At 65.9% G+C, this 505-nt stretch carries 1 protein-coding gene; it reads left to right on the forward strand.

What is annotated here, in order from left to right:
* Positions 1–52 precede the first annotated feature (52 nt).
* Positions 53–505: ParB/RepB/Spo0J family partition protein (locus P7F60_RS23420; RefSeq protein ID WP_277920108.1), on the forward strand; the 453-nt coding region annotated here is incomplete at its 3' end.

Here is a 505-nt window from a genome sequence, read left to right on the forward strand (position 1 = left end):
ACAGTGTCAACGCCGAAATCGAAAATCTGGTGCAAGCCGCATGGGGTCGGGCATGAAGGGCAGGGATATCCTGAAGAGCATGGTGAGCGGGGGCGAACAGCCGAAGCCGGAAGCATCGCATCCGCCCGCCCATCAGAAGCCGGCCGGCGCCGTGCGCGCCATGAACCTGTCGCTCGGGCGGCTGAATTCCGAGGCCGCTGCCGCCAAGGAGTTGCGCGACGCCATCGCTGCCGGTGACCGCGTCGTCGAAATCGATCCGGCGCAGATCGAGACCTCCTTCATCCCGGATCGCATTCCGCTCGAAGCCGATCCCGATCTCGACGAACTGATCGCGTCGATCGCCGAGACCGGACAGAAGGTGCCGATCCTGGTGCGGCCGCATCCAAGCCGCGACAAACACTATCAGGCCGCCTATGGCCATCGCCGCCTGCGGGCGGCGGCGGCACTTGGCCGCCCGGTGCGAGCCATCGTCAAGACGCTGACCGACGAGGAGGTAATCCTCGCG

Source organism: Rhizobium sp. YJ-22, assembly GCF_029601685.1.
GTDB lineage: Bacteria > Pseudomonadota > Alphaproteobacteria > Rhizobiales > Rhizobiaceae > Metarhizobium.